This is a genomic window from Streptomyces sp. NPDC015127, assembly GCF_043080095.1.
Taxonomy (GTDB): domain Bacteria; phylum Actinomycetota; class Actinomycetes; order Streptomycetales; family Streptomycetaceae; genus Streptomyces.
In genome coordinates this window covers 1-21930 of record NZ_JBIBVE010000026.1, presented here as the reverse complement: position 1 = coordinate 21930, position 21930 = coordinate 1, and the positions used below count along the sequence as shown (strand labels likewise).

At 67.8% G+C, this 21930-nt stretch carries 22 protein-coding genes and 3 pseudogenes; 11 read left to right on the top strand and 14 right to left on the bottom strand.

What is annotated here, in order from left to right; all coding sequences use genetic code 11:
• Positions 1-191 precede the first annotated feature (191 nt).
• Positions 192-506, top strand: a complete 315-nt coding sequence (locus ACF08N_RS33770; protein ID WP_392328540.1) for a hypothetical protein — start codon at positions 192-194, stop codon at positions 504-506.
• Positions 507-670: 164 nt separating this feature from the next.
• Here ACF08N_RS33770 and ACF08N_RS33765 read toward each other — a convergent pair whose 3' ends face one another.
• Positions 671-964, bottom strand: a complete 294-nt coding sequence (locus ACF08N_RS33765; protein ID WP_392328539.1) for a lipid asymmetry maintenance protein MlaB — start codon at positions 962-964, stop codon at positions 671-673.
• A gap of 196 nt (positions 965-1160) precedes the next feature.
• On the bottom strand, positions 1161-1949 hold the full coding sequence (locus tag ACF08N_RS33760) for a GNAT family N-acetyltransferase (protein ID WP_392328538.1): 789 nt from the start codon (positions 1947-1949) through the stop codon (positions 1161-1163).
• Positions 1950-2502: 553 nt separating this feature from the next.
• On the opposite strand from ACF08N_RS33760, the pseudogene ssb reads away from it, so the two are divergent.
• From ssb to ACF08N_RS33745, 3 genes and pseudogenes are all read left to right on the top strand, one after another.
• A pseudogene (gene ssb, locus ACF08N_RS33755) lies at positions 2503-2764 on the top strand (single-stranded DNA-binding protein); the annotation flags it as partial.
• A gap of 539 nt (positions 2765-3303) precedes the next feature.
• A complete protein-coding gene (locus tag ACF08N_RS33750; RefSeq protein WP_392328582.1) occupies positions 3304-3567 on the top strand; it encodes a hypothetical protein in 264 nt (87 codons plus the stop codon).
• Positions 3568-3976: 409 nt separating this feature from the next.
• A complete protein-coding gene (locus tag ACF08N_RS33745; RefSeq protein WP_392328537.1) occupies positions 3977-4138 on the top strand; it encodes a hypothetical protein in 162 nt (53 codons plus the stop codon).
• Between the two features lie 23 nt (positions 4139-4161).
• Here the strand turns inward: ACF08N_RS33745 and ACF08N_RS33740 are convergent, their stop codons facing one another.
• From ACF08N_RS33740 to ACF08N_RS33685, 12 genes are read right to left on the bottom strand one after another with little or no spacing between them, the layout of a single operon-like run.
• Complete coding sequence (locus ACF08N_RS33740; protein ID WP_392328536.1) at positions 4162-7542, bottom strand: hypothetical protein; 3381 nt, start codon at positions 7540-7542, stop codon at positions 4162-4164.
• Positions 7542-7988 carry a TadE/TadG family type IV pilus assembly protein gene (locus ACF08N_RS33735; RefSeq protein ID WP_392328535.1) on the bottom strand — a complete coding sequence of 149 codons (447 nt, stop codon included), beginning with the start codon at positions 7986-7988 and terminating at the stop codon, positions 7542-7544. Before ACF08N_RS33735 ends, ACF08N_RS33740 begins: the two co-directional genes overlap by 1 nt.
• A complete protein-coding gene (locus ACF08N_RS33730; RefSeq protein ID WP_392328534.1) occupies positions 7988-8410 on the bottom strand; it encodes a TadE family protein in 423 nt (140 codons plus the stop codon). Before ACF08N_RS33730 ends, ACF08N_RS33735 begins: the two co-directional genes overlap by 1 nt.
• Positions 8397-8870: a TadE/TadG family type IV pilus assembly protein gene (locus ACF08N_RS33725; protein WP_392328533.1), complete on the bottom strand. Its 474-nt coding sequence runs from the start codon at positions 8868-8870 to the stop codon at positions 8397-8399. Before ACF08N_RS33725 ends, ACF08N_RS33730 begins: the two co-directional genes overlap by 14 nt.
• Entirely contained in the window at positions 8870-9085 is a 216-nt protein-coding gene (locus ACF08N_RS33720) for a hypothetical protein (RefSeq protein WP_392328532.1), read from the bottom strand. The genes ACF08N_RS33725 and ACF08N_RS33720 overlap by 1 nt, the downstream gene beginning before the upstream one ends.
• Before the next feature lie 41 nt (positions 9086-9126).
• Complete coding sequence (locus tag ACF08N_RS33715; protein ID WP_392328531.1) at positions 9127-10011, bottom strand: type II secretion system F family protein; 885 nt, start codon at positions 10009-10011, stop codon at positions 9127-9129.
• Positions 10008-10955: a type II secretion system F family protein gene (locus ACF08N_RS33710; protein ID WP_392328530.1), complete on the bottom strand. Its 948-nt coding sequence runs from the start codon at positions 10953-10955 to the stop codon at positions 10008-10010. Before ACF08N_RS33710 ends, ACF08N_RS33715 begins: the two co-directional genes overlap by 4 nt.
• On the bottom strand, positions 10952-12451 hold the full coding sequence (locus ACF08N_RS33705; RefSeq protein ID WP_392328529.1) for a CpaF family protein: 1500 nt from the start codon (positions 12449-12451) through the stop codon (positions 10952-10954). The genes ACF08N_RS33710 and ACF08N_RS33705 overlap by 4 nt, the downstream gene beginning before the upstream one ends.
• 3 nt (positions 12452-12454) lie before the next feature.
• A complete protein-coding gene (locus tag ACF08N_RS33700) occupies positions 12455-13264 on the bottom strand; it encodes a hypothetical protein (RefSeq protein WP_392328528.1) in 810 nt (269 codons plus the stop codon).
• Positions 13264-13962: an SAF domain-containing protein gene (locus ACF08N_RS33695; RefSeq protein ID WP_392328527.1), complete on the bottom strand. Its 699-nt coding sequence runs from the start codon at positions 13960-13962 to the stop codon at positions 13264-13266. Before ACF08N_RS33695 ends, ACF08N_RS33700 begins: the two co-directional genes overlap by 1 nt.
• A gap of 21 nt (positions 13963-13983) precedes the next feature.
• Positions 13984-14880 carry an ATP/GTP-binding protein gene (locus ACF08N_RS33690; protein ID WP_392328526.1) on the bottom strand — a complete coding sequence of 299 codons (897 nt, stop codon included), beginning with the start codon at positions 14878-14880 and terminating at the stop codon, positions 13984-13986.
• On the bottom strand, positions 14826-15428 hold the full coding sequence (locus tag ACF08N_RS33685; RefSeq protein ID WP_392328525.1) for a hypothetical protein: 603 nt from the start codon (positions 15426-15428) through the stop codon (positions 14826-14828). The genes ACF08N_RS33690 and ACF08N_RS33685 overlap by 55 nt, the downstream gene beginning before the upstream one ends.
• A 265-nt stretch (positions 15429-15693) precedes the next feature.
• Here ACF08N_RS33685 and ACF08N_RS33680 point away from each other — a divergent pair.
• The 7 genes and pseudogenes from ACF08N_RS33680 to ACF08N_RS33650 form a co-directional block, all read left to right on the top strand.
• A pseudogene (locus ACF08N_RS33680) lies at positions 15694-16176 on the top strand (Tn3 family transposase); the annotation flags it as partial.
• Positions 16177-16486: 310 nt separating this feature from the next.
• Positions 16487-17077, top strand: coding sequence for a hypothetical protein (locus ACF08N_RS33675; protein WP_392328524.1), 591 nt, complete (start codon positions 16487-16489; stop codon positions 17075-17077).
• Between the two features lie 93 nt (positions 17078-17170).
• On the top strand, positions 17171-17695 hold the full coding sequence (locus tag ACF08N_RS33670; protein WP_392328523.1) for a SigE family RNA polymerase sigma factor: 525 nt from the start codon (positions 17171-17173) through the stop codon (positions 17693-17695).
• A complete protein-coding gene (locus ACF08N_RS33665; protein WP_392328522.1) occupies positions 17695-18381 on the top strand; it encodes a hypothetical protein in 687 nt (228 codons plus the stop codon). The genes ACF08N_RS33670 and ACF08N_RS33665 overlap by 1 nt, the downstream gene beginning before the upstream one ends.
• A 383-nt stretch (positions 18382-18764) precedes the next feature.
• Entirely contained in the window at positions 18765-20288 is a 1524-nt protein-coding gene (locus ACF08N_RS33660; protein WP_392328521.1) for a transglycosylase domain-containing protein, read from the top strand.
• A gap of 463 nt (positions 20289-20751) precedes the next feature.
• Positions 20752-21045, top strand: coding sequence for a hypothetical protein (locus ACF08N_RS33655; protein WP_392328520.1), 294 nt, complete (start codon positions 20752-20754; stop codon positions 21043-21045).
• A 628-nt stretch (positions 21046-21673) separates the two neighbouring features.
• A pseudogene (locus ACF08N_RS33650) lies at positions 21674-21930 on the top strand (transposase); the annotation flags it as partial.

The following is a 21930-nucleotide window of genomic DNA, read 5'->3' as shown; positions in this document are numbered from 1 at the left end:
CAGGGACTCTATGCCGCCGATCGGGATCAGCCGATCGCCGGGGCCGGGATGCGGCGCATCACCACCGCGCCAGCCCCCGACACAGGCAACCGGATCACGCTGCTGTACCGCGTCCACCGCCCGAGAGCGGACAGTAACCCGCCGGCAGCGTCTGTGACGCGTTCGGACGTTCCCACCTGACGCTCGAGACGATGGAGATGGTGCTGAAGGACGGAACCGTCCGCACGGTGCGGCTCAGCCCGCGGGATCCGCACGAGTGCTTCTTCTGCGACGCCCCGCCCACCCATGCCTACACCGGCCGGGCGGTGGTGATGAACCTCAAGGACACCGTCTACGGCTGTGCCCTGGGAAACCCGGACCTCCGCGCCGAGGTGTTCGCCGCCGGCGACTGGCCGGCCTGCCACACCTGCCGCACCTTTATCGACGCCGGTCAGTGGGACCTCCTCGCCCGGCATGCCGGTCTGCGCCGCCTGCCGACGGAATGGGTGCGATCCGAGCAGCGCTGACGCTACCGGCCCGTGCGCCGCGGTAGCCGTCTGCGCCGACGCAGCAGCTGTCGAAGGCGTCGGTAGACGTCGGGGAAGGGTTTCCTCGGCCGGGACCGCCTGCGGGCCGGCTATCCACGGCGGTAGCCCGTTCCGCTCGCCAGCCGCGGGCGGGCAGACGTCGGTCAGGCGGGCGCGGGTGGCGCGCAGCAGCCGTTCAGGTGGTAGGGGATGTGGTGCCAGTGCAGGCGGGTGCCGCGGCGTCGCGCCGCGTTGCGGCCGGATATGAGGGCGCCGAGGCCCGCGCAGTCGCAGAAGGCGATCCTGGAGAGGTCGACCACCGCCTCCTCGTACACCGTGACCGCGGCAATCAGAGCCCGGCGCACGTCGGGAACGGTCAGGATGTCCAGTTCCCCGGCCACCGTCACCAAGGCATGCCGGCTCCCGGTGTCGGCGACGACGGTGGTGGTGATCTCCATGCGCCCCGCCCTTCCCCGCATCGGCGTGCCAGGCCCCGCTGGAAGCGACGTGTGACCGGGGCCCGGCCGTTGCCGCAGGACCGCTCATCGACTACGGCATATAACCAGCGAAACCCGAACAGACAGGCTCTGTCCAGAACAGAGATCCGGGCCAGGCTCCCGGAAGCTACTGCCCCTCGGCCCGGGCCAGCTCCCATTAGGGGCAGCGGGTGTAGGTGTGGAGCTGGTCGACCACGGTGAAGCCAGCCGCTTCATGAAGCTGGAGGACGGCCTCACGGTGAGGACTGTCGCCGGGGGCGTCCAGGCAGGTGGTGACGTGGTGGATGCCGCGGTCGGCGAGGTTGGTCAGGCACTGTTCGAGCAGGATGTGCCCCAGGTGCCGGCGCTGCGGCGCAAGGGTGATCCATTCCAGCACCGTGGTGCCGTCGACGGGGCCGCTGATGCGGGCCTCGCCGATCATGGTGCCGTCCCGCTCCCGCAGATACAGCTGCCAGCCCGATGCCTCGGGACACGGGGTGAGGTCGGTGATCGCGTACAGGCGGCGGCTGAGAGTGTCAAGGCGGTGGTGGAGATAGCGCGAATGGTCGGTGCCGGAGAACCCGCACACCTCCAGCGCCCGCCTTGTACCGGGACGGTTGCGCACCGCAAGCCCGGCAGGCGCCAGCACGGTGGGCTCCGTGTAGGCGTGTACCGTCCGCCGCCCCAGCTGCGCGAGCATGTGCCGGATCAGCGTCTCGGCGAGGTGCTGCTCGTCCTCCCGGCAGTGAAGCCACCGCAAGAGCCCTGGGCCGTCCCCGGCGGGGACGGCCCAGGCGACCGCGCCCAGCACCTCACCGGTCGCGGAGACCAGCACCTCGCACCGCAGCCCCTGGCGTTCCAAGGCCTGGTCGAGCACGGCCGGGGTGACGACCGGATGCCCCGGCAGCAGATCGGCATGGACCAGCCCCAGCACCGCCGCGCAGTCCTCACCCCTGAACGGGCGCACCCCCACATCCGTTCCCGTACCGACTTCCGTGACCACCGCGTGCGTCCGTCCTCTCTGACGTGCCTCTGCCACATCCTCCCCCACCCGCCGAGGAGAGGACCGTTACGCCACGCACGAAACCACCCGAACTCCTCCTGTTTCTGCCTTGCTTGCAGTGACCAACGAGGACCTGCGGGTCGAGAACGGCCAACTCCGCCGGGACCTCGCACACAAGCCCTCGGCCAGCTGAGAGACCTGCGGCGCGGAGTCCCGGCCCACTGATCGCGGACACCGGCACACGGTGAGGTCTGGGCAGCGGCCAGCAAGTTCCGAATTTCGATGACGCTGGTGCCGGTGCGCTCGGCGATACGAGCGGCCGGCTCCCCGGCCCGGTACGCGGTGACGATCGCCGCGGTCAGCTTCCGGCGGGCCGTATGAACTGCCTCTTGCGCCCCGCGCAGTGCCGCAGCCGCCTCTCCAGTGCGTCGTCCTCGCTCGCCATAGCAGTCATCGTGCCAGCGGCCCCAGGACCGGTACGGTGGGATCGTTCCAGCACGAGGCAAGGCGTGGTGGCATGGCGGGCGAGACGCTGGTGACGGTGGTGGGCAACCTGACCGCCGATCCGAAACTGCGGCACACCGCCTCCGGCATCCCGGTGGCGGGTTTCACCGTCGCGTCCACTCCCCGCGTGTTCGACCGTGACCGCAGCGAATTCGTCGACGGCGAACCGCTGTTCCTGCGCTGTTCGCTCTGGAGACAAGCCGGCACAATCGCTCACCCGCGGCATGAGGGTCATCGTCACCGGACGCCTGCGGCAGCGCACCTTAGACGACAAATGCCGTCCCAGCGCGGGCCCGCCCCGACGGCCAGCCCGGTATCCGATTCCGCTTCCACGCACTCGTCCCCGACACCGACGGCCGCCGATCCACACCCGTTCTGACCAGGAGCAGGGTCAGCCCAGAACGCGTGACACGGATCATCCAGAACGGCCAGTGCCTCGTCCAGTGACGAGACCGTCGGCAGATGATTCGCACGGACGCCAACGGCCGTTGCAGTCCGCCCCGTCCACCCGCCACCCCTCATCAGCACGCCGCAGTCGAGCAACCCGACGTGAGACCCACTCCGACACCGTCCCATGGCGCACGCTCTTCCGTGATCACAGCGGCGCCGCCCCGGCACCATGCACCCCACTGCGACTTCCGCCTTCGCGGTGCACGGGGATGCGCTGCTCGGCCCACTTCCTCAGCCGGGCCTGGTCCATGTCGGAGATCTTCACCTCTCCCACCGTGCAGACGGCACGTCCGAAGAAATACCAGACCGAGCACGGCGACGACCCCCAAGGCCGAGCAGCTCTCCGCCTACCTTGCAACAAGGCATGCATGGCCGCGGCGGAGAGCACGTCAGCCCGGCCAACCTGCGCCGCTACCTCTTGCCGTTCCGCGTCTACCAGCTCTGGGCCGAGCAGCGGGCGTGCAGCGACGTTCCATCGCCGGAGGTCATTGCGCAGGAGTGCGCAGCCCGTGGGATCACCGCGCAGCACAACAAGCCGCTCACCACGTACTACATCGCCGAGCAGGCTGTCGACTTCGAGCGGCGCTGGAAGACGTTGACCCGCCACCAAGCGCAGTCACAGCAGTGAGGAACCGAGACCTGGTCGGCACTGCGCAATAGAACCGCAGGTCACCCCTGCGCTGCGCAGCCGCAATGCCTGTTGCGCAGACCCAGTGCGCACCTCGAGAGAGCGGGCTCCTTCGCCGAGCCGGGAGGACCCCATGAGAGCCCTGCGCATCGCCCCCGACACCGCCGTCACGGAACTCGACCCGCCCGAGACAGGTGCGCACGCCGCGATCCGGGATCACGTCGGAACGACTGGTGCGGTTGATCAAGGTGTGTATCACCGACGGGCACTCCTGCACATACACGGAGACGGACGGGTGATCGGCTCGCGCAGAACATCACGGCATGGGCCCTGGCGAGCGCATGGCGTGGAATGGCCCTGTACCCGTTCCACGGGCCGGTCATGTCACACGACGTGCTAGGACGGGGAGGTGGCTGCGCTGGACGACGGCCTGGCCCGGCACGCACACACGGTTGCGCAGACCGTACGGGAGACACTGGGGGAGTGGCGCACTCGGCCGCCCGCGTCCAACGAGGCGGCGCTGAGTGAACTGCTCGCCTACGCTGCGCGGGACGTCGCCCGCAACCGGTAGCCGGCCCTGCGTGCCAACCCTCCCTACATCGCTCTGCGCACCGCCGTGCCCGAGCCGTTGAGGAGTTCGTTGATGAGCTGCTCGGTCTCCGTCTCCAACGAGCAGTCCAGCGCCCGGTTGACCTGCTGGACGCGGGTGATGGCGGTGTGCAGGCCCTGCCGGTTCCCGGCCGCATGCTCGATCCGAAGCCAGTCCCGATACAACAGCTCCGCCGTGTCGTCGACGTCGAGCCCGGTCGCGACAGCCTGGCGAGCTGTGCTGAGGTCGTGGTGCTGGCCGGCTGGTGTGCGGTAGGTCGCCACGGTGTGTGCCACGTCGATGATGCGGGTGATCATCTCCTGCTGGTGGGGTTCAGCCCAGGGCAGGGGCTTGCCCCCGAACGGCCGGCCGCGCACCAGAGCAAGCGCCTTCTCCAGCTCGGGCAGGCCGGAGGGACCCAGCGGCAGAGCTCGTTCGACAAATTGCAGGAAGCGGGTCCAGTCGCAGCGCACACTGGTCGAGAGCCGGTACGGGTCGCCGCCGGACTTGCGGCGAGGCACGTAGAGGCGGCCGGCGGGATCACCGCCCAGGGACGAGCGCAGGCCCTGCATCCGCGCGTTGAGGGTGCTCGTCGACCAGGGGCTGACGGGATCCATGTCGGAGCACAGGGCGTCTGCGCTCCGCCCGGGCCGGAAGAACAACAAGGCAGCGAGCTGCGCCATCCGCGGGCCGTGACCGGTGTTCTCCACGCCATCCACTTCGACCGGCCCCAGGACGCGGATCTCTGGGGCATGCAGGTCATGTGTCTCGCACTCCTCTGGGCCGTCCTCGGCGGGATGCTCTGGGCCAGCGTCCCGGGCGGGCGTTTCTGCGGCTGTGGCCACCGGTGCGCCGGTGGCCGGCTCGTGTTCCTTGTCGGCCTCGGCAGGCGGCGGCAGGGTGGCGGGCGGGAGCCGCAGTCCGGACGGGTCGGTGGTGGCGGCGAGAAGGGCCGGGAAGACCTCGCCGCTCACGTCTGCTGCCGTCGATGAGGTGATTGTGCCGCCGTCGGGCGCGGGACCAGCGGAATCCTCGGCCTCGGGCTGCTGCACCATGTCGGGTTCGTCCGGCACGTCCTGCCACGGGCCCTCGGCCGGATGCGCCGGCTGCGCGGCCACCTTCAAGGCTGTGGTGATCTGAAGGTAGGAGGCGTGCTCCAGGCGCTGCACCGTAACGTCGGTTCCGGCGGATTCGAGAGGCTGTGGGTCGCTGACCGAGGCGTTGAGGATCTCTGCCTCCGGGAAGTGCGTTGCCGTTGTGCTCGCTGGGGCGACGAGGGTGACGGGAGCCGTCCCAGCCTTGTCGATCACATCGGCGAACTCCCAGGCAGTATCCGGGTCCAGCGATGTCGCGAACAGCAGCAGGTAAGGCTGATGGCTGGTGTCGGGCATCTGGTGAGCCTCCAGGAGCCGTTCGCTCAGAGCGCGCAGTGCGTGTGTGCCCTGCCTCATGTGCGCGATCCGCGCGGTGGGCAGAAGCTGTGGCAGGTCCGCGCCGAACCCCACGGTTACGACTTCGACTTCGCTTGCCCACGGGCTCATCCCGAGCTCCAGGGCGAGTGACGTGCACACCTCTGTCATGTGGACCGGGTCGCCGTCCAGCAGAAGGGCGGGCACTCGGGCGAGGTTGAGCAGCAGCAGGTCGCCGCCCACGGTGCGGCCGACTGTAACCAGCCCCGGATACGGGGCCGATACGTCGAGTGCCGCTTCGTCGTCCAGGAGAGGGGCATCGGCGGGCATGACCCACCAACCTCCCGTCCCGGAGACGAAGGGAGCCTGCGGCTCCTGGGTCAGGTCCTCCGGCAGCACCTCCACCGTGCGGGCGCCGATCCGCGCGGCCCGGACAGGCGGCAGGCCCGTGACGTTCTCCTGCCGGGCCATGTGGGCCATGGTCCGCAGGGCCACGTCCAGGCGAGCGGCGCCGCCCGGCTCGGCGGTCGCCGGCAACTGGGCCTCCGCCGGGGAGGTCTCCGCCGCTATGGCGATCGTCTCGCCTGGCTTTCGGCGGCGGCGCTGCAGCATCCGGCGCACGGCGAGCGCGCCGGTGATGGCAGCGGCCAGCAGTGCACCGGCGCCCAAGACCGTGCGCAGGGTCAGCGGATCGTCGGACGGGGAGGACGCCGGCGTCGGGGGCACCGTGACGGCGGGGGAGGAGGCAGCGGAAGCGGACGGCTCAGCAGAGGCGGCAGAGGATGAGGCGCTCCCGCTGGGCTGCGGCGTCGCGGGGGCCGTTGCAGCAGGGGAGTCTTGCCGCTGCCCGGGCTGCCCAGGCTGCTCGGCGGGACGGCTGCTCGATGCACAGGGGGCCGACGACGCCTGCTCATCCTCCGTGCCGGCGCCTGGCTTCTCTTCGCCCTCCGGGTTCTGGGTGGCCGGGGGAGTGGTCTCCTGACTGTCCGCCTCGCCGCCCGGATCCTCGTCCGGCGGCGGAACAGGCTGGTCAGGCTGCGCGCCTGGCACGGTGACCTGCTGCCCGGCGTACACCACATCCGGGTCCGTGATCGCGGGGAGGCCGTCCGGCTGCGGCTTGCCCCGGCTGGCCTCGAACAGGCGCGGCCACTCATCGCCGCTGCCCAGCTCCTCTTCCGCGATCTTCGATAGGTAGTCGCCCGAGTGGACGGTGACAACGTGCTCGCCCTGGTCAGGAGCAGCGAGGCCGTCGCCCAGCTGGGCACGGACGTCTCCTGCCGAGGCGACGGCGTCCGGCATCTCCATCAGCCAGCCCGGCTGCAGAAAGCTGTTCGACCTGAAGACCTGGCCGTCGACCATGGTGCGGCCCTCGTTGAGCGCAGCAATCTCACGCCACCGCTCACCGTCACCCAACTCCCTCTCCGCGATGCTCCACAGGCTCTCCGCAGGCCGCGTCTCCCGCACCGTGTACCGGGCCTTGGTCGTGCTCGTCGCGGCCCCCGCGGCCTTATCGGCTTCGGCCTGCAGGGCTGAGGCCGGGCCGGGCACGTGGGCCGCAACAGTCGCCGGCGTAGCCGTGGCTTCCGAAGCCAGCGCCGAACTCGTCGGCAGCAGAACCAAGATGCTGCCGATCAGAACGGCCGCGGCCCGCTGAGAGACACCCAGACCGTGCGGAGCATGCCAAGTCCGGCCACGCAGCTGTGCGATCAACTCGCGCACGGCGCAAAAGGTGAACTGGGCCCACCCGATCCAGCCCACCGCGACGAGCAGAACAAGAAACGCCGCCCCGGTGTCCTGCCGGTCCAGCAGATGCATGAGGTCGTCTTGGGCGGAAGCCCAGATGACAGGAGTGATCCAGGTCAACAGCAGCGGCAGCCCGCCTACCGTGGCCGCCAGGACGAGAAGACTCAAGGCCGCCTTGAAAACCCTGCCCAGAGTGCGGCCCGCCGCTGCGGTGGAGGAGTGGATGGTGCGCATCAGTTTCCTTCGGGAGCAGCGACGCCGTGCAGGAGGGTTGCCTTGCCATGGCCGGTCACCGACAACGAGCCGATCCCGACCACTGACAGGAACTTCGTGTCGTACGAGCCGACGACGGTCACCGTGAGCGTCTTGCCGTCGCCGGACACGATGACCGTGCCGGTGGCGCCGGCGGAGCGCAGGTACGCCTGCGCGGCTGCTGCCGCGTCCTGTGGATCCACGACGATCGCGTTGCCGCTGATGGCCTCGGCAGGGTCGATTGCCTGCCCGCCTGCCCGAGCGGCCTCGCCGGCGATGTAGTCGGCGCGCTCGGTGGCGCGCATCTTGCTGCCGCCGTCGACGGCGACGCCGATGATGCCGATCAGCGCGATCACACAAACAGCGACGAACACGGTGACGCCACCCCGATCGTCCCCCCGTGCGAGAAGCACCCGACGCAAGATCATCAGTCACCCCGCTGTCTGTACTGATCCACCACCGAGGTGGCTGTCGACGTGAGTGTCCTGGCCCCCGGCACGCCCGGCAGCAGCAACTCCGACAGATTGACCGTGCAGGTGACGGTCACGGTGACCGTCCCGACCTGACCCACCGGCACGCTGAGACCCCCAGTGTTGACACCGACACTGGTCGACGCGCACTTGATGCCCTGATCGCTCAGAGACTTGGCGGCCGCCGAGTTCGCGGCGCCCTGGGCCGCCGCCGCTGTGCGGTGGATGGACGCCTCTCTGGCCGCATCCTCGGCAGCAGCGTCGATCTTCGACCCGGACATGACGATGCGCCCGCCGGCGATAGCCAGACAGATGAACATGATCAGCGCCGGGAGGATGATGGCAGCCTCGATCGCGGCGCTGCCCTCATCGCCGCGCATTCTGCGAGCCCACCGGGCGATGTATCGCACGTGGTTCACCCTCCTGGACCGTCCAGCGCTCCACCGGGCCGGACGCCGACTGGCTGACCTGCAGGCCCGACAGGCCTGGGATCATCGATAAGGCCGTGCCGGAGACTTGCACCCGCACGCGCTGCCCATCGCTGTTCACCGAGACGCGGTAGCCGCTCAGGCTGTCACCCGCTGTGCGGCCCAGCACGTTCCGTGCCCGGGCCGCACCGTCGTCGGGGCCGGACTCGTAGGCACGGGCTGCGGTGACGCCCTCGCGAGCAGCGGTCAGGGCGATCTGGCGGGCGTAGTACCACATGGATGCCTGGATGACGGCCACGCTGGCGAGCAGCACGAACGGGAAGATGATCGCCATCTGGATAGACGTGTCACCGCGGTCGTCGCTCCATCGTCGGCCCTGCCACCAGCTCCTCAACCGATCCGGACAGGTCATCACAGCCCGGAGAGCATGGTGTTGTACTTGACGATCACGACCGTGATGGTTCCGGCGATCAGTACGGCGCCGGTGACGGCCGCCACCCAGATGATGACCGTGGTCGTGCTGACGTCGCCGCGGTCCGGCCGCCGGCTGGCCTCGTCCAGGCTCTCCTGCAGGCGCGTGCTCAGCCAGTGCACAGCTCGGTAGGTGCGGGCTGCGGTGTGCTTCATGATCTGTGCTCCTCACAAGCGTCCAGCAAGTCGGGATGGTCTTAGACGGTGAGCATGCGGATCACCGCGGGGAATGCCATCAGCAACATCACCAGCACGGCGAGCAAGGCGCCCGGCGCGGTCATCTTCTCGCTGGCGGCGTTCGCCTCTGCGGCCTGATCGGCCAACAACTCGGGGTTGAGCGCGGCGGTTCGCGCCCGCAGCGCCTTGTAGACGGCGGCGCCGTCGGTGGCCGAACCCCGCATGATGTCGGCGACGTCATCCAGGACGGGCAGCTCGTATTCGGCGGCGAGCTCTTTCAATGCCTGAAACGGCGGAATCTTCTCCAACCGTGCCCGGCGCAGCGCTCCCTGCAGATAGACGAAGGGCCAGCCCCGGCCGACCTCGGCGGCCTTCTCCAGCGCCTCCGCAGGCCCGGCGTCAGCGGCCCGCTTGAGTGCCACAAGGTCCAGGTAGGCGGATAGGGCGTGCGCGAACTCCTCCCGCGCCCGCTTGGCTTGGTCCCTCACCGCGAGATCCGGCGTGATGAACAGCAGCCCCGCGACGAGGAGACCGACGCCAGCGGGCACGTAAAACGGCAGAGCAACGCCGGCGATAATCCACGGGACTGTCGCGATCACCGGGCAGAGTAGGCCCAGGCCGGCGAGCGCGGTCTTCTTCAGCATGAACTGGCCCGGCGCCTGACCGAGCAAGGCCAGATTCGTGGTGGGAAGCCGCACGCCAGGCAGGCGCTCGAGGCGTGCCACCAGCCACCGGCCCCACCGCTCCTCACGAGCCAGTTCAGGCCCGGGCATAGCCAAATGGGCAGGAGCGCTGCGAGCGAGCGCCGCGCCCAAGGCCGGCTGGGGGCGGAGCAGCTCACGCACCAACAGCGCGAGGCCGGCGCCGACCGTGCCGCCCGTAGCTACGATGGGAAGCAAGTTCATGAAGTGACTCCCTCCGGCTCACGGCCTGGTACGGGCAGGTCAGGCTCCGGCGTAGACGCGTGCAGCCGGACCGTGCTGGATGGGTCGGGAATGAGGAAACGAGGGATGCGACGGAAGGAACCCAGCTGCCGCATCAGGGCGAGCACCCCGATGAACCCGGCTGTCAGGAAGGCGAGAACCAGCTGGCCGAGCAGTGTGGAGTACGGCTTCGTGTACGACGGCACGAAGAACCCGGCCACCACGACGCCCACGGTGATGCCGGTCATCCACCGCACTGTCGTCCGCGGCTTCGCCCGGTCCGCCTCGATGGAGCGCTTGCGGGCGACCTCGTCGCGGACCGTGCCCGACAAGTCCTCCAGCGCCTGCGCCAGGCCTGGGCCGCGGTCGTTGACTGACAGAATCAGCGCGGCGACCACCTTGTCCGCGGTGATGTCGTTCAACTCGTCGGCGAACGCGCGGAGCGCCGCCTCAGGCCGCCAGCCCAGGCGCAGCCGGTCGGAGAGGTTGGTGATCTGTGGGGCGAGTTCATCCGGCGCACCCTGACGGCTGGTGACCATCGCCTGCTCCAGGCCCATGCCCAGCCGGAGCAAGCCGGCCAGGCGCTGAGTCCACTCGCTGAGGGCCTCCAGCTGGCCGATGTGTGCCTGGGCGAGCTGCGACGGTGCAATCAGCCAGGGCACGCCGAGGACGGCCGCGCCCAGGAGCGCCCCACCCACGAAGTTCCCCGAGATCAGCCACACGAACACGAAGATGACGACCGCCGCGGCCTGCAGAGTGCGCTGACGTAGCCGGGCGTCCTCGCTTCGCTCGTTCGCGCGCAGGGCCTGCCACCTCTGCCGCAACGGCGCCCGGCGCGGCGCCGTGGTACCCACGACACCGGCAACGACGCCGATCAGACCGCCGACGACGGCCATGCCGCTCAGCAGGGCCCACAGCAGGATCATCGGCTGACCCCCACCTTCAGCGGCAGCGGTGCCTGCCAAGCCCCGTACGGCTGTTGCAGCAGTGCCGAATCGAAGCCGACGCGGCGCAGGTCATCTACGCAGCCGGGGTCCATCCGGGGTACCGCCCGTACCTCCCCGAACTCGACACCGGGAGTGAAGATTTCGTTGGTGGCCGGGCGTCCGTTCTCGCCGATCTTGGCCAGCTCCAGGACGTGGGAGACGTAGCGGTGACGGCGACCGCCGATCCGCGTCTCGTCTGTCATGTCGACGTACACGATGAAGTCCAACCCGTTCGCCGTCTGCCGGTAGGCGAGCTGCTCGGAGAGGTTGCCGTGGGCGAGCGCGTACAGCTCGGCGATCCGGTCGAAGATGATGTCCGGGCGGCGGGCATGGATGGTGCACAGATTGCCGCCCGCCCCATTCGTCAGCGCCTGCATCATGGCGACGACTTCTGGGCCTCTCACCTCGCCGACCACGATCCTCTCCAGCGACATCCGCAACGCCGGATGCATCAGGTCCAGGAGCGCTACCTCGCCGGCGCCGCGGCCGGTGACGTCCCTCTCACCGTTGGACTCGCGGCCCACCAGGGAGACGACCTGCCGGTGATAGCCGTTCGCGTGGCAGAAGAGCTCGTCCTCGGTCTGGATGGTGGCAAACCGGCACTCCGGGTCGAACTCCTTGAGCATCGCTCGCAGCAACGTGGTCTTCCCGGCCTTCTGCTTGCCCGCGATCATGATGTTCTTCTCGGCGCGCACGCATGCCCCGAGGAACTCCCGCAGGATCGGGTCGATCGTGCCCAGCTGCACCAGGGCGTCGAGATCTGCGTGGGAGACCCGATGCCGGCGGATGACCGCATAGGTCATCGGCCCGAGTCCGGTGATCGCCTGCAACCGGGATCCGTCCTGCAGCGACAGCGCGAGGGTGGGGTTCGCAGTCGAGATGGTGCGCTCGCCGTGCCCGGAGCCGCGGGCCAACTCTCTGAGCAGCTCCAGCAGTTCCTCTTCCGAGTCGGCGATCGGCCCGACCATGCGACGCTCGCCGTTGCCGTAGTCGAGCCATACCTGGTCCGGGCCCTGGATGATGATGTCCTCGACCCGCTCATCGTCCAGATACGGCTGCAATCTGCCCGCCCTGAAGAGCAGGTCATAAACGGCACGCCGCAGTGACTCGTCCTCCTGGGGCGTCATCGCCTTCGCGTCCGACCACAGGGCGACCGCCTCATTGATCCAGTCCAGGCAACGCTGCTCTTCGCTGGCCCGGCCCATATCCGGCGTGGTCTTCAGCAGCTCCTCGCGCTGCTTGGCGACCTGAGCCGCTATGTGTCGCGCGACCTTGTAATCGACGACCGTCTGCGGCGCGGGGGCGCCGAGCGCGTGCGTACTCGAGGCGGCACCCGCAGGCACAGGTGCGCCGTTCGCCTGATGCGGCCACGCCTGCTGGGGACGGCCCTGCGGCTCAGGCACGGACGGATCGGGGTGCAGAGGCCTAGCGCGCACGGATCAACCCCCTGCTGCAAATGCGCCGCGCGGATCGAGCCGGGCCCGCCGGAGGGCGACCCGCTGGACTAGCAGGCTGCTGCTCGCCCTGGCGGCCTTCATCAGCTTCGACTTCGTGAAGTGGCGCGGCTGCTCGTCGCCGTCGGACAGCACGCGGGCGTCCTTCGGCGCGTACGGCAAGGTCGCCACCACGGGCACCTGCAGGACCCGCTGCACTTCGCCCGCAGGGTAGGGCCCCTCATCGATCACGATCACCCCGACGTCGCCGACGCGCTCCTCCAGTGTGCTCACCTGGCCCTGGGCGGCCTGCAGACAGCGCAGGGTGTTGCGGACCACCACGACCACAGCATCGGCCTGTTCGGCCAGGACGCCGGAAGGCCCATACGCGCCGCGCCGGCCGAGGTCGATAAGGACGTCGTGGCCGTGTTCGGCCGCGATGCCGCGGAACATCTGTGACAGGGCCTTCCACACCGAGCCCAGGCTCGCCTCCTGCGCAGGCTCGGTGATGCCCGGCAGCAGCAACCGGTCCCGCGGGGAGTCCTTCCTGCCGTCCTCACTGCTCAGGTCGATCAGCTGCCGCCAGAAGGCTTCGCTGAAATCGCCTTTGCGAGCCGCGACCGACAGGTTGCGCAGCCCGTACCGGTCTCCGAGCGTGCCCTGCAGCAGTCCGTGCAGCACAGCCCCGCCGTCCGGGTCGCACTCGGCATGGATCAACCGGCGGCCTGGCACGAGCGGCCACGAGAGAAGCAACGCGAGCGTGCTCGTGGTCACACCGGGCGCGCCACTGCAGCCTGCCAGCGCGATCACCGCCATCAGTCACCGTCCGGAGCGGACAGGACCAGGCGCAGCGTGCCTGCGGACACCCAGGCGGCAGCCGTGGGGCCGTCAGTGGCGGAGGTCGCGACGTCGACGACCACAATGCCGGTGCCCGGGGCGGCCGCGGAGGCCTTCACGATCCGGCCGGCGATCGTCTCAGGAGGGGTGTCAGAGGTCTTGCCGGCGGCCTCGCTGCCCTGCGCCGGGACGTGAACCAACTGCACCTTCTGCCCTGGTACCAGCGCGGTGGCAGGAACCTGTTCCGGCTTCAGCCCAATCGGCACGAGCTGCTCGCCAGCGTTCACCAGCGAGTCCTTCGTCACCTGCGACGGCGCCAGCAGGGAGCCTGGTTTGAGCTCCGCCGCGGCCCGCTTGCCCACCACGGAGTCCAGATCTCCTGCTTGTACCGCCTTGACGGCCGGGTCCAGGGCGACAGAAGCCTTCCCGAGGTCGGCTTCGGTGAGGACCTGACCTACCTGGACGTCGCGGACCACGGTCAGTACCTCCGTGCGGTGACCGGCCTGCAGCAGCAGCACGGCGACACCGGCCCCACCGGCGGCGATCAGCGCGAGGGACAGGGCGATGACACCCGGTCGGCGCCTGCGGGCTGAAACCCGCGGGGCAGTCACCGGTTCGGCTACGCGTCCCTCGCCGTTCGAGCCGACGGTTTCCGTACGTTCCTGGGTCTTGCTCAACGTTCTGTCCTTCCGGCGGTGTTACCTGACGACCTGGAGTTCGCCGACGGCCACCTGCACGTTGGTCTGCCGGATCTCGGTGAGCTGGCCGGCTTGTCCGCCGCCCTGCCAGTCGATCGACCACGTTGAGGTCGCCGTCACCTGGTACTTGGCGTCCTGCGCGCCCGCTGAGGTCTTTGAGTACACGTGTCCGCAGGTGGGTGACTCGGCCATCCCCTCGGATGCCTGGTAGGGCGTGCCCGGGCCGTTGCACGCCACGGAGGCGCCGTCGCCCATCTGCCACACGATCTTCGAGACCTTCGCCGTCGCAGTGACGGTCACGCCGCCCGCCGAGGCCCTCGCTGTGTTCGGCCCGTAGGTCGTGGCGCTCTGGTTGACCCACATCCACATCGGGACACCCACGGTGTACTTCCCGGCTGCGCGGGGGCTGGCGATGTCCGGTCCGAGCAGTGTCATGGAGTCGACAGCGCGCTGAGCTAACTCCTGGGGGGCCACCTGCGGCACGGGAGGCTGGCCCTCTGGCACGACGATGAAGCCGTCCGGGTTGTTGTCACCGCCGTCCGAACACTCCATGAAATACAGGTCGTTCTTTTCGGGGGCTTTCCCCTTCCAAGCCGGGTGCTCGGCCGGCGGCTTCGGCGCAATCTTGGTGTAGCGGCACTTCACCTGGCTGCCGCTGCTGTCGCCACTGTCGCTCTGTGAGCCCCGGGCCTGTCCACCGCTGCCGTCGGTGTCGTCACCGACGCCGACGCAGAACTTGATGACCTGGCACTTGCCGGCAGCGACATCAGGGTCATCGTCGGCCTGCGCCATGCCGGCCGTGACCAGGACGAGGGCGCCGGTCAGTGCGGCGAGGCGCCGGGTCAGCAGGCTTGGTCTTGAGCGGTCAAATTCGTGACCATCCACTTCGTCCCCCACTTCTCAAGCGTTGCGGTACTGACGTATCGGGTGAGTCGCTCCGCAGGCAGCGGTACCTTCTCCTTCGAGGCCCTGTCGATCAGCGTCCAGTTCGTGGTGTCGACGCAGTCCTCGACCGTGGCTGTGGGGATCTTGGAGTCCGTCACCCGGACGACCTTCGGCTGTAGCGCTGGCTTTCCGGCCGTCACCTGTCCGGCCTTCCGCATGGCCGCGAGATCGGCCTCGATGTCGGTCAAAGCCCGGAACGTGGTGTTCTTCTTCAGGTCGGTGCCCGCGGAGGAGGCCCTGCCGTAGGCCTCGGCCTGCGCGTCCCATGAGCTCCTGTACGCCGCGATGACGGCGGCGTCCTCGGCGTCGACGGTGGAACTAGGGGAGGGCGAGCCTGCGGTCTGAGCAGGGCTGGATTCAATGGGCGACGCGTTCCCACCGCTGTTGCTGCAACCAGCCAGCGCGAACAGACTGCCTGCCAGAAGCAGGACGGTTGCGTGCCTCCGGGAGCGAACAGCGACGCTCCTGATCCGTGACGAGCGCGATTGTGGTCCAGTCACGTTGTCTCCCCGTATGCGGTGCATTCGTGCAACTCGGGCTGGCTCCGGTCGATTTCCTACCGGGGCCAGCCAACTTTGGCAGCCTTCGCCAGTCTTGGCTCGGAAGAGGAAATCGTCTTTCCCCTCTCGGCACCGGATTGGGGTACGAAGTCACTTCTGCGCCGGCGGGCACCGACGGTGAACGCCAGGTGGGTGCGGACCACCGTCAGGGTGTGCGGTATCTCAGCGAGGCAGCGGTGGCTGAGGTGATCGGATACGGCGGACGCCTACCCCGCTGGGGCAGGCGTTCGCCGATTACGGGCGGATCGCCAAGACCCTGCACCTGCTCGCCGTGGTCGACCCGGTCGACGACACCTACCGCCGGCAGATGAACCGGCAGCTCACCGTGCAGGAGTCCCGCCACAAGCTCGCCCGGGACGTGTGCCACGGCAAGCGCGGCACCATCCACCAGGCGTACCGGGACGGCATGGAGGACCAGCTCGGCTCCCTCGGCCTTGTCCTCAACGTGGTGGTGCTGTGGACCACCAAGTACATCGACGCCGCCGTCACCCAGCTGCGGGCCGAGGGCCACGAGATCCGCGACGAGGACATCGCCCGGCTGTCGCCGCTGAAGCACAGGAACCTCAACGTGCTCGGCCGTTACAGCTTCACCGCCTCCGTCCCGGACGGCGGGAACCTGCGACCGCTGCGCGACCCCGAAGCCCCGGGACTGGACGACGACGAGGACAACGACGGCTCGGAGGAGTGAAGCCGATGCCCTCGCCGACCGCTGACGGGCCCGCGAGCCGGGTCGGCCTGCCGCCCCCATCCGCATACCTCACCCACCACGCAATACAGCCACCACTCCAGGTCCATCAGGCACTTCGCGGGAGTTCACCTTGACGAGCCGAGTCAGTAACTCCCCTGGCAGGCCCGGGTACGCCTCACGCCTTCAGAAGTGCGGAAGATCCGAAAGGATTTTTCGGTCTTGTGTCATCCGGACTGCGATGGACGGGGTTGTAGAGGGTGGAGAGGCGCCCTCCACCCCGTTCGCTCAGATCCGCGAGGAGATTGTGTTCATGACCCGTATGAAGAAGTACGTGACGGCAGCGGCGGTTGCGGCTGCGCTGGTGGGGGCGCCGACGATGGCGCACGCTATCGCGACTGCCAACACCCCCGCTTCCATGGCCGGTATCCAGACTGCAGCCGCTGCCAAGGCCTCTTCGTCGGCCTCGGTTCGGGTGGTGGCGCCGGGTGAGCGGATTGCGGCCGCGCCGAAGGTGCAGCTGTGGCTGACCAAGGACGGCAAGCACTGGTCCACCCCGACGATGACCAACCAGTTCCGCAGCGTTACTGACGGCAACATTGACATGAGCCGGCCCGGCGTCAGCCTGCAGGCTGAGCCGGTCGAAGGCCGCTACTTCCTGTCCGGCGTCTACAACGGCAAGGGCGACGCGGCCACCGTCAAGGTCAAGACGGAGCAGGGCACGGTAACCGGCACCATCGTGCGCCTGGCGGGCAAGCCCGGCTGGGGTGCCTGGTATGCCACCAGCAAGCTTCCCAACGGTCCGAAGAGCAAGGACGGCAAGCGCTCCTTCGTCCACAGTGTCACCGTTTACGACGCTGCCGGCCGCACCATCGCCAAGATGACCTCTCCCAGCTTCGGCTGAAAGGTATTGCGCCGGTAGCGGGTGCCCGGTCAGGCTGGCCGGGCACCCGCCCTTAAACCGTGACTATCCCGACCTTTAAGGAATCCGCTCGCTGTGACGCACGAGAACCACGGTGACTTCGCCGAGTTCGCCGCTGCGGCCTGGCCTCGCCTGGTGCGCACCGCGCATATGCTCACCGGCGACTTCCACGAGGCCGAGGATCTGGTGCAGACCACACTGGTCAAGGTCTGCGCACGGTGGCGGCGTATCCCGCGCGATGACATCGACGTGTATGTGCGCAGGGCGCTGGTCAACAACAACCTCAGCCGGATCCGCAAGAAACGCGTCACCCATCTGCTGATGCCGTTCCTTCCCGAGACGGAGCACCGCACCCACGGCGGGCATGCGGAGGCCGTCGGACACCGTGCCGCCCTCGTGCAGGCGCTGTCCGCGCTGCCTGCCCGCCAGCGGACCGTGCTGGTGTTGCGCTACTTCGAGGATCTGAGTGACCCCGACATCTCTGCTGCCCTGAACTGCTCGCTCGGCACGGTCAAGACCCATGCCCGGCGCGGACTGGCGGCCCTGCGGGCTCATCCCTCCTTCACCACCGACCCGTCTCCCTTCTCCGGAGCTCACTGATGACGTCCCAGTTCCACACGGAGCGGCTGCGTGAAGCGTTTACCGAAGCCGGCTACGACATCACACCCTCTCCCGCGCCGCTGGCCGCAATCGAGACGGCGGGCCGAGCACGCCGACGCCGCCGCACCGCTGCACTGGCCACCGCCTGCGGTCTGCTGCTGGTCCCGCTGGCCGTCACCGCCATCCCATCAGGCCTATCGTCCTCTGCCACCCCAGCTGCACTGCCTGCCGTACCAGCGCCCCGCACCGCCCAGGTGGTGGCACCAGGTGAGCGGGTCGAGGTCATGCCGCAGGTGCAGCTGTGGCTGACCAAGGACGGCAAACACTGGTCCACCCCGGAAAAGGCCGACCAGTTCCGCAGTGTCACCGACGGCAACCTCGACAAGAGCCGGCCCGGCGTCAGCCTCCAGACCGAACCCGTCGGCAAGAACTACTTCCTGTCCGGCGTCTACCACGGCAAGGGCAACGCGGCCACCGTCAAAATCGAAACCGCAAAAGGCACCGTGACCGGCACCATCGTGCGCCTCGCCGGTGAAACCGGCTGGGGCACCTGGTACGCCATCAGCCCACTCCCCGACCAAGCCATGATCCAGAACAAAGGACGGCAGGAGTTCATCAACAGCGTCACCGTTTACGACACTGCCGGACACACCATCGCCCAGACCATCCTCCCCGGCTACGGCTGACAGGCCTGCAAAACCTCCCGGCTCACCACGATTGTCGACGTAAATGCTCTGCGCGCCTAGCAGTCCTGGAGCAGCCTCTCTACGCCCGCCTCCGCCCACTCCTGTAGGTGCTGACAGCCGTCTCTGCCCGCAGTGTCGGCGTACGAGGCCGCCTCTAACCGCCGACGTCCCTCACTCCGAAAATCACTCAAGTGCCACATAAACCCGGCGGCCCGACTGCGCTGCCGTCCCCAAGCATGCCTTCCCACACCACACACCGCGGCACGACGTCCCGTCCGTCGCGCTCTCCATCTACAGGACGTGCACGGCGTCGAGGCGGCCACCGCTCCCCGACTCTCCGGCGGCGGCGGCGACGGTGGCTGCGCAGACTGGTTTCAATACTGATGACGCTCAGTCTGGCCTTCTGCTCTGCAGTGGTAGGCGCGTACACGATGGTGGACATTCCGCCCCCGCACCCGGAGGCGATAGCACAGAGCACCGTGTTCGTCGATGCCCATGGCGACTACCTCGGGCGGCGGGGCCCAGTGGACCGCCAGGATGTACCACTCGCACAGGTGCCTTTGCCTGTGCAGGAAGCGGTGATCGCGGCGGAGAACCGGTCCTTCCGCACCGACTCCGGGATCGCGCCGACCGCGATCGCCCGCGCCGTGCTCGCCGCCGTCACCGGAGGCAGCCGGCAGGGCGGCTCGACCATCACCCAGCAGTACGTCAAAAACGCCCTGCTCACCCCGGAGCAGACCCTGTCCCGCAAGGCCAAAGAAGCGTTGATCGCCGTCAAACTGGACCGCACCCACACCAAAGAGACAATCCTTGAGGGCTATCTGAACACGGTGTACTTCGGCCGCGGCGCCGCCGGCATCCAGGCAGCCGCCCGCAACTACTTCGGCGTCAACGCCAGCCAGCTCACCGTCTCCCAAGGCGCTGCGCTCGCGGCCATCATCAACCTGCCCTCTTACTACGAGAAGGCCGGGTCCGACCCCAAGGTCACCACCACCCTGCAGCGCCGATGGGCCTGGGTGCTCGACGCCATGGCTGCCAGCGGCGCCATCACCCCCAACCAGCGGGCCTCAGCTACCTTCCCCGCCTTCCGCTACTACCCGCCCGGCCGCACCGAAGGTCAGCGCCAGTACCTCATCGACGCCGCCACCACGGAAGCCGTCAAGAAGCTCGGCATCACCCAGGAGGAGCTGGCCCGCGGCGGATACACCATCCATACCACCTTCGACCTCGCCCTGCAGGACATTGCCGCCGAAACCGTCCGAACCCGCGCCGAATCCGCCACGCGCGCCCGCCCGGCCAGCAACGGCACACAACTGCATACCGCCATCGCCGCCGTGGTCCCCGGTGACGGCGCGATCCGCCTGCTGTACGGCGGCGCCGACTACGCCCGCCAGCTCTTCAACGACGCCCTCCATGGCGCCATCGAAGCCGGCACCGCCCTTAAACCTCTCACCGGAATTCGCCTGAACCAGCCGCTTGACCGCATCCGCCACAATCCTGCCCCCACCACCGTGCAGGTGGCTACCGCATACGCAGCCCTTGCCGCGAACGGCCACTACGCCGCCCCCTACACCGTCGCCAAAATCACCCGCAACGGCCACACCCTCTACACCCACCCAGCGATCACACCCGCCACAGCACGAACCACCACCCGGCTGCGTATCCCCGCCCCAAACAGCCCCCGGGCCACACATACCGGCTCCGCAGCCCACCGCACCGCATGGACCACCACCTACAACCCCCGCCTCGCACTGACCACCGCCCTCTTCGCCGAACACCCCGCAACCACCACCAAACCCGCTACCCCTGCACTCCTTACAAGCCTCACAGGCACCCAGCCACCTACTAAAGCCACGGCCGAAATGACAGCTGACCTCTGGACCAGCATCCTCCAAACAAAGAGATAACAGCCCTACCGACCGAAGGCTCTAGCCCCCGATCACGTTCGCGGTGCTCCCGTCAACGATTACCCAAGTGCTGCAGCATCAGATCACGTACGTCCGCAGCATAAGAGCTCTTGACCGCCAGTCGTTATCTAGCAGAGAAATATCGACCGCCGCAAACAATGTACAAAACTCACAGGTCACATCGATCCAACATTGGAATCTACAAAAACCGTAGCTGCATGCGCGGCCCGCAGCAGCTAAAAGTCGTCCTCGCGGGAAAACGCGTCCATTCATCGAAAGTTGACGCCCGAGCCCCACCGATACCACCCCTAGCCAGCAAAAACAAACGCGTCGAAAATTTTAGATCGCCGCACATTTGCACCATCTAGAAAATTGAACTAGAAAGGGCTTCGTTATGATCTCCCGACGTCTGCAATTCCGGACCGGAACACTCCTGGCCGCCCCCCTCCTAACAGGAGCAACGATGGCCGGAACATCGGCACACGCCGCCGCAACCGCCTCCACCTGCACGCCCATCTGCGTCCTCGACGCCCGCACGGGTAGCCACTCCGACTTCGACCGCCTCGTCCTCGACTTCAGTAACGGCACCCTGCCCGGCGCAGTTACGGCAACCGCCTCATCAGACGGAAGCTACGGCACCCCCAGCGGAAAGACTGAAAAGATCGAGATAGCAGGGCAGTTGTATCTCATCTTCGACGTTTCCGTGGCCATGCACACAACGACGGCGGAACGGCCACTTACGCCGCACCTCGAGTGAAATCGGTCAACCTGCCGTTACTCAAGGGAGTCCAGCTGCTGAGCGATTTCGAAGGGCATGTTCAATTCGGCCTCTCCCTGGGTGACATTTCACGGTACCGGACTTTCACACTAGCTAACCCCAACCGGGTAGTTATCGACATCTATCGCTAGTTTAATCTCATTCGGATCTCTAGCTAAATGCACCTGCGCATAAGCTAGCTTCTAGCTCGCCTGCTGATGCATGGTGTCAATGCTGCGGAAGATCCTCAAGTCGTAGTCTTCCGCAGCGCTATGCAGAATCCGGAATGCGACTCTCTATAGTACCCCGTTTTGGCCGCTGATTCCCTATAGATGCGACCGAGCATCCTTTCTGTAGGAAGAGGTGCATGTTGATGGGAAACTCTTGCGGTTCTGTCTCCTGCGGTACGTCGTCGCGGTCAGAGAGTTTCAATGAGGAAGCCGAAGAGTTTCTCATCAATAGCAACCACCACCTACTGGACCTACCCGCCCGTCGCGAGTAGGAGAAACAGCCAGCACACTTGCGCCAATCGGACCATGATCAATCTCGGCGCCAACGGCTGTACCGATGTTCCCCGAGGCCGGTTTGCGCCCTGGGGATGTGCCGCGCCTGACGGTAATACCGAAACATGACGCGACACCGCCCGTATCCCAGCGATCTGTCCGATGCACGCTGGGACTCCTGGAACCGACTCTGTCAGCCTGGCGAGCCGAGCGGAGAGGCAAGGGTCTGGACATCGGGCGCCCACCCGAGCACGACTTGCGACGCATCATGGACGCCATCCTGTACGTCGACCGCACGGGGATCCCGTGGCGTTACCTCCCGCACGACTTCGCGGCGTGGGAAACGGTCTACGGATACTTCGCCGCATGGCAGAAGGAGGGC